Consider the following 6,750-nt stretch of genomic DNA (forward strand, 5'->3'; position numbering starts at 1 on the left):
CTGGTGGATTGGGCTTGGCGCTCTCGTCCACGATAAACAAAAGGTTGCCGAGGGTCTGAGCGTTGCCTCTCCCGCCGGGCGGGTGTGGTGGGGCTCGCTTCGCGTGACGGGGTGTGGGCTGGTCCCGGCCTCGACGAAGAACCCTCACCCGGAGCCGCTTCGCGTCTCCGACCTCTCCCGCAAGCGGGAGAGGCAACGCGCAGGCCGGTCATTCCAGCATGATCCGGCCAGAAATCATCCGGCTCCAGGCAGGAGCCGCCGCCGCAAGGCGGTTGGCGCCATGCCCCTGGCGCGGTGGAAGGCGCGGGTGAACGAGCTCTGCTCGGCATAGCCGAGGCGGCGGGCGATCTCGGCCAGCGGCAAATCGGTGCGGGCGATCGCCTCCCGCGCATACTCCATCCGCAGCCGGTCGATCTCGCGGCGGAAGCCCAGCCCGTCGGCCAGCAGATGGCGGCGCAGCGTCCGTTCCGACAGGCCGCAGCTGGCGGCGATGCTGCGCTGGCTGATGTCGCCGTCGCCGACCCGGGCCAGAACGGCCTGGCGGATGCGGGCCGGCAGGTCCAGCGCCTGCAGCCGGCCCTGCAGCGCCGCCTCCAATGCCGCGAGGTCGCGCTCCCCGTCATCCGCCGACGGGCTACCGGTCCCGAAGCGCGACGACAGCGCCTGCTCCGGAATGGCGAAGGCGTTGACCGCCTCGCCATAGATGCAGGCGACGCCGAGATGGCGGTCGATGCGGCCGCCCTGGGCGTCCGGCGCATGTTCGAACACCACGCTTTCCGGGCGGAGTCCCGGCCCGGTGAAGCGCCGGACCAGCCCGTCCAGGAAGCCGAAGGTGAATTCCACATCCCGGGACCGCGGCCAGATCGACGGGTCGAGCAAGCGGTATTCGACCACCGCGAGGCCGCCGCCGGTGCGCAGCCGGACCAGGCTGTCGCCCTGGATCAGGTTGAGGCTGGTGACGATCAGGCTGAGGGCGGCGCCGAGGTCGATCGAGCCGCAGGCGAAGGGGAAGAGATCGGCGAGATGCGCCGCGGCATAGAGCCGGCCGCAGCGCCAGAGGAGGCCGCCATCCCCGGCCAGGCGGCCGGCGGCCTCCAGCAGCCGCACGAACTGGCGCAGCCCGACCGCGGCGCCGGCCGCGCGCCATCCATCCGCGCCCATGCCGGCCGACCGCGAGATCTCGTCCGGGTCCAGCCCCGCCGCGTGGAATTCCGCGGCAAGCCCGCCCAGGACCCGGGCATCGATCTCCGCCCCCGCCGATTGTTCGCCCATCCCTGCCCCGCCGATCGGATCGACCGCCCGATTAGTGCGGCGCCAGCATGCTCCGCAGCACGGCGCCGATCAATCGGCGGGGCAAAGTCCGGGGTTCAGCCCGGATCGCGGATGGTCAGCGCCGGATTGTGCGGGAAGAAGTTGTAGGGCATCAGCGTGATTCCCCGCCACATCGTGGACATGACCGGCCAATCCTCCATATGCGGCACATGGTGGAAGCCCATCGTATACCAGGTGACGATGTCGGTATCGTGGATGTTGCGGTTCTTCCGGACCCAGGCCGGCAGGCTGTCGGAGCCGGTGCCCTGGAAGGCGTATTCGCCGCCGGCATAGCGTTCCGCCGGGTCGTAGGGCGTGGTCCAGAAGCTGTATTCGATATAGCCGTTGCGGCGCGCCGGCGGGTCGTTGGCCACGTCTAGCGGGCTGTAGGCGAGGCTGTTCTCCGGCATGATCATGTAGCCGGGGTGATGGCCCAGGCCGCTGTCCACGCCCATGTTCACCACATGGTACATCGACGGCGTCGCCGGGTTGACCTTGTAGCGCGCCTGCATCTCGGTCATCGGCATGGTGTCCTCGGTCTGCCACATCGACCGGCGCGGCAGCCCCTTCGCGACCTTGGCCGGCACCAGCGCCGTGCGCATGAACGCGTTCTTCCGGCCATCGATGTCGAAATCGAGCCGGAAGTTGAAGAAGTGATCGTGGTTCGGGGCCACCAGGTTCGGCGCGATCAGCGTGCCGTAGCGCGTGTCCGCGGCCGCCGTGGCGTCGGTCATCGACTGCGACGCGACGCCCTTCACCGCGTCCAGCCCGGTGGCGCCGACCATGACCCGGATCATGCCGTCCTGCTGGAAGACATAGTCGATGAGATAGTCGTAATTGCCGACCTCGGAGGCCGAACGCACCACCAGTTCGGTCGCCGGCCGCCCTTCCGCCGGCACCGGCTTGTCCGGGCTCTGGGCGAAGACCTCGTAGTGGCGCCAGGCCGGGTCGCCGATGTTGCGCTCGAAGATGCACAGCGCGTCCGGGATCTCGACCGGCGAACCGTCGTCGCCATGCACCACGGCCGGCAGGAAGGTGCCGTTGGCCGGGCAGTCGACGCCCTTGCGCAGCGGGCTGAGGAAGATGCCGAAGCCGTATTCGCCGCTGTCCATATAGGTGCGCCAGTACCAGCCCTGGTCGGGGTCCATATAGGGCACGAACACCTCGGACAGGGCGGCCTGGTACAAGACCGAGCGCCAGGCCTTGCCGTCATTGACCTCGATCTCGGACAGGACCACGCCCGGCCGCTTGTCGACCCGCCAGCGGAAGCGCCAGATATCCCAGCTGACCGCCGAGCCGTCGATCTTGACGTTGGTCCCGCCGGGCTGCTGCAGCGTCACCGGGCTGGTGGCGGGCCGCAGGGCGCCGGCGCGCTGTTCCGCCTCCGGCTGGGTGTAGCCCCAATTGTCCTGCGGCACCGGCACCACGCCGCTGTCGACCACCTTGAGCACCTGCTTGCTGGCCAGGTCGACCACGGCGAACAGGCCTTCGATCGGCTTGGCGTAGTAGTTCGAGCCGGCGGGCTTGACGTAGCACGGCACCTTCATCAGCCGCCGCCCGGCCTCGTCGGGCGTGCCGAAGGCGCCGGCGGTCAGCGGCAGGCAGAACACCTGGTCCGGCTTCAGGTCGCGCTTGGCCAGGCCGGCGACGAAATCCGGGTTGGCCAGCACCAGATCCATGGCGCCGAGGAATTCCTCGAACAGGATCATCGGCTGGCCCTTCGCGCGGTCCCAGCTCAGCACCTTGCGGCCGGCCAGGTCGACCTCGGCCTTGTAGACGCCGTCCGCCGTCTTGACGTCGACGGTGGCGACCCGCGGTTCTGGATCGCCCGGCTTCCAGGCCAGCACCGTGGCCTTGTCAGGCTCCTTCAGCTCGATCAGCGGATAGCGCGCATCGGCCGTGACCTTGCCCGCGGTCTTCAGGATCTCGACCGTGGCCGAGATCTCCGCCGGCGTCAGGCCGTCGAGCGGGTGCGCACCCGCCGCACTCACCATGCCGATCCAGGCCGCCGCGATGGCGGCGCCTGTCTTTCCGTATCCCATATCCGTGCCTCCTCCTGCATCGCGGCCCGTCATGCGGCCGCGTTTGCCGCCCGGAGTGTGACGGGATGGGCGGGATCGCATTTGTCATTTCCGGCCACGCCACCACGACGCGCACGCCTGCCAGCCGGACCCGGCGCTGGCAGGCACGGCCCGGTTCGGGCAAGGTCCGGGCGTCCCCCTGAGGCTGGAGCCATTCATTGACCGAGCGTTCGCTTTTTCCGGATCGCCGTTTCGCCGCCTTCCTGTTCGACATGGACGGCACGATCCTGAGTTCGATCGCCTCGGCCGAACGGGTCTGGACCGCCTGGGCCCTGCCCCACGGCCTCGATGTCGCGACCTTCCTGCCGACAATCCATGGCATCCGCTCGGTGGAGACGATCCGCCGGCTGGCACTGCCCGGCATCGATCCGGAGGCCGAGGCCGCCGCGATCACCCAGACCGAGATGAAGGATGTCGGCGATATCGACCCCATCGCCGGCGCCGCCCGCTTCCTCGCCTCCCTGCCCGCCGACCGCTGGGCGATCGTCACCTCCGCACCGCGCCGGCTGGCGCAGCGGCGGCTGCAGGCGGCCGGCCTGCCCCTGCCGCCGATGATGGTCGCCGCCGAGGATGTCGCGGCCGGCAAGCCCGCGCCCGACTGTTTCCTGCTGGGGGCGAAGCGGCTCGGCCACCCGGCCGCCGACTGCCTGGTGTTCGAGGATGCGCCGGCCGGCATCACGGCGGCGGAGGCTGCCGGCGCGGCGGTGGTGGTGATCACCGCCACCCATAGCCACCCGATGGCGACGCACCACCCGACCGTGCCCGGCTATGACGGGCTGGCCGTCCGGGTGGATCCGGCGGGCGGCCTGGAGCTGGTGCGGCACGGCTGAGCCGCCGATCAACAAGGATGCAATCCAGCGCCGGGGCCGATACTGTGCGGCCCCAGCAGAGACCTCGTATTCCTGGACCCCGATGAGCCGTACCGTCCCCTCCCAAGCCGCCGCCGCGTGGCGCACCAGCATCGTTGTCAGCGCCGAGATCGGCGACGACGTGCAGACCGCCTTCGACGACTGCTTCGCCTCGGTCGCCGCCTTCGAGATCGAGGAGGGCGGCGACTGGGTGATCGAGGGGATCGACCCGAACCCGCCGGATGAGCCGGCGCTGCGGGCCCGGCTGGCCCTGGTGTCGGCGATGATCGGCAAGCCCCTGCCTGACCCGGTGGTCGAGAAGGTGCCGCCGACCGCCTGGCTGGCCGCGACCTACCAGGCGTTCCCGCCGCTGCGCATCGGCCGCTTCTTCATCCATGGCTCGCATATCGAGGACGGTCCGCCGCCCGGCAGCATCCCGCTGTGCATCGATGCCGCCACCGCCTTCGGCTCCGGCGAGCACCCGACCACCGAGGGCTGCCTGCGCGCGCTGGACCGGCTGTCGCGCAAGCGCCGGTTCCACCGCATCCTCGACATGGGCTGCGGCACCGGCATCCTGTCCTTCGCCGCCGCGCGGCTGTTCAACGCCCCGGTGCTGGCCGCCGACATCGATCCGGAATCGATCCGCGTCACCCGGATCAACGCCCGGATCAACCGGCTGTCGGACCAGATCACCGCCGTGGTCTCGAACGGCTATGCCAGCCGGATCGTGCCGGAGCACGGCCCTTACGACCTGATCATCGCCAACATCCTGGCCCGGCCGCTGATGAGCATGGCGGCCGACCTGCGCCGCAACCTGGCGCCGGGCGGCGTGGTGATCCTGGCGGGGCTGCTGGAGCGCCAGGCGCCGCAGGTGCTGGCCGCGCACCGGCTGCAGCGCCTGTCGCTTCTGGACAAGATCCCGATCCGCGGCTGGCCGACGCTGATCCTGCACTGACCGGCGGGGCTGCCCGCAACATTGCCAATTCTTCATGATTCCGGCGGCCGATTCCGGTGGCGGAGTCACCGGGGTGTCACGGCGTCTCGCTAGGTTGGGCCATCACTGTCCCGCCTTTGAGAGAGACGCCCGCATGAGAGGCTTCAGCCCCCGATCCGCGTCCCTGATCGCCGTCGCCGCCGTGGCCCTGCTGGCCGGCGGCCGCGCCATCCTGGCCGACGACGCGCCTGCCGGCGCCAAGCCGTTCCTGACGCTGGATGGCAAGGCGCCGCTGGTGGTCGGCCATCGCGGACTGCCCGGCCTGATGCCGGAAGAGACCCAGCCGTCCTACGACATGGCAGCGGCGCTGGGCACCGACGCGCTGGAGGAAGACCTGCACCTGACCAAGGATTGCATCCTGGTGGCGCGGCACAATCCCTGGCTGAGCGACAACACCAACGTCGCCGAGGTCGCCAAGACCAATCCCGAGGTCGCGGCGCGCAAGCGCACCGCGCCGGGCCTCATGGTCAAGGTCGCCTGGGCCCAGACCCCGACCAGCGGCCCGGCGGAATACCTGACCGACCAGACCGACCCGAAGGACCCGAAATCGGTGCTGAAGTCGCTGATCGTCGATGGCGAGGACCACACCGGCGACTGGGCGATCACCGACTTCACTTTGGCCGAGCTGAAGCAATGGCTGGGCGGCACCACCTATGACGACGCGGCCGAGCGCCCGGCGGAGTTCAACGGCAAGTTCCCGATCCTGAGCTTCCAGGAGATCGTCGACATCGCCAAGGCGAAGAGCCAGGCGACCGGCCGGACCATCTCGGTCTATCCCGAGAGCAAGAACCCGACCTGGAACGACGAGCAGGCCATCGCCAATGGCTGCGGCGCGCCGGGCAGCCACCCGCTGGAAGACGCGATGATCAAGATCATCACGGACAACGGGCTCAATTCCAAGGACGCGCCGATCTTCGTGCAGAGCTTCGAGCCCGGCAGCCTGAAATACATGCGCGCCCATGGGCTGAAGACCAAGGTGGTGCAGCTGATCGACGGTTACGATGTCGACTACAAGACCGGCGCCGTGATCTACAACGAGATCGTCGACAGCCGGCCCTATGACTGGACCGTGTCCGGCGACCCGCGCTGGTTCGATGCGATGCTGACCCCGGCGGGGCTGGCCGAGATCAAGACCTATGCCGACGGCATCGGCCCGTGGAAGCCGCAGATCGTGCCGCTGAAGATCGTGCCTTGGAAGGACAAGAACGCGGACGGCACCGCCTACGCCGGGTCGACCCGCGAGGCCACGACGCAGCCGCCGACCAGCGTCATCGCCGACGCCCACAAGGCCGGGCTGTTCGTCCACGTCTTCACCTTCCGCAACGAAGGCAAGTACCTGGCCGCCGACTACAATGGCGACGCGCAGGGCGAGTTCCTGAAGTTCTATCGCCTGGGCGTCGACGGCGTGTTCACCGACTTCACCAATGCCGGCGTGACCGCCCGCACCGCCTACCTGCACGAACTGGGCCGCTGAGGGCAAAGACGGTATTCACATATTATTGAGTCCCCCCTCCCC

Annotated in this window: 5 protein-coding genes; 3 read left to right on the top strand and 2 right to left on the bottom strand. The window is 69.3% G+C overall.

The genetic code is table 11. From position 1 onward, the window contains the following. Positions 1-234: 234 nt before the first annotated feature. Together qhpR and AC3XYG_RS12555 are read right to left on the bottom strand one after the other, a co-directional pair. The gene (gene qhpR / locus AC3XYG_RS12550) at positions 235-1,272 is read right to left on the bottom strand and encodes an AraC-like transcriptional regulator QhpR (protein WP_489140173.1); all 1,038 of its coding nucleotides are present in this window, start codon (positions 1,270-1,272) and stop codon (positions 235-237) included. Between the two features lie 95 nt (positions 1,273-1,367). Further along, positions 1,368-3,353 carry a copper amine oxidase gene (locus AC3XYG_RS12555; protein WP_489140174.1) on the bottom strand — a complete coding sequence of 662 codons (1,986 nt, stop codon included), beginning with the start codon at positions 3,351-3,353 and terminating at the stop codon, positions 1,368-1,370. Positions 3,354-3,550: 197 nt separating this feature from the next. Between AC3XYG_RS12555 and AC3XYG_RS12560 the strand changes: the two genes are divergently transcribed. The 3 genes from AC3XYG_RS12560 to AC3XYG_RS12570 all read left to right on the top strand — a co-directional run bounded on the left by AC3XYG_RS12560 (position 3,551) and on the right by AC3XYG_RS12570 (position 6,708). Then, entirely contained in the window at positions 3,551-4,222 is a 672-nt protein-coding gene (locus AC3XYG_RS12560; protein ID WP_489140175.1) for an HAD-IA family hydrolase, read from the top strand. 82 nt (positions 4,223-4,304) lie between these two features. Then, positions 4,305-5,195 (top strand): 50S ribosomal protein L11 methyltransferase, encoded by an 891-nt coding sequence (locus AC3XYG_RS12565; RefSeq protein WP_489140176.1) that lies wholly within the window; start codon positions 4,305-4,307, stop codon positions 5,193-5,195. 133 nt (positions 5,196-5,328) lie between these two features. Next, positions 5,329-6,708, top strand: coding sequence for a glycerophosphodiester phosphodiesterase family protein (locus AC3XYG_RS12570; protein ID WP_489140177.1), 1,380 nt, complete (start codon positions 5,329-5,331; stop codon positions 6,706-6,708). Positions 6,709-6,750: the final 42 nt, after the last annotated feature.

This window comes from Inquilinus sp., from assembly GCF_057815775.1.

Bases quoted from the DNA above. Each gene is read 5' to 3' on its own strand.
- AC3XYG_RS12565 (WP_489140176.1), top strand. From the start codon at position 4,305: ATGAGCCGTACCGTCCCCTCCCAAGCCGCCGCCGCGTGGCGCACCAGC.
- qhpR (WP_489140173.1), bottom strand. From the start codon at position 1,272: ATGGGCGAACAATCGGCGGGGGCGGAGATCGATGCCCGGGTCCTGGGC.
- AC3XYG_RS12570 (WP_489140177.1), top strand. From the start codon at position 5,329: ATGAGAGGCTTCAGCCCCCGATCCGCGTCCCTGATCGCCGTCGCCGCC.
- AC3XYG_RS12555 (WP_489140174.1), bottom strand. From the start codon at position 3,353: ATGGGATACGGAAAGACAGGCGCCGCCATCGCGGCGGCCTGGATCGGC.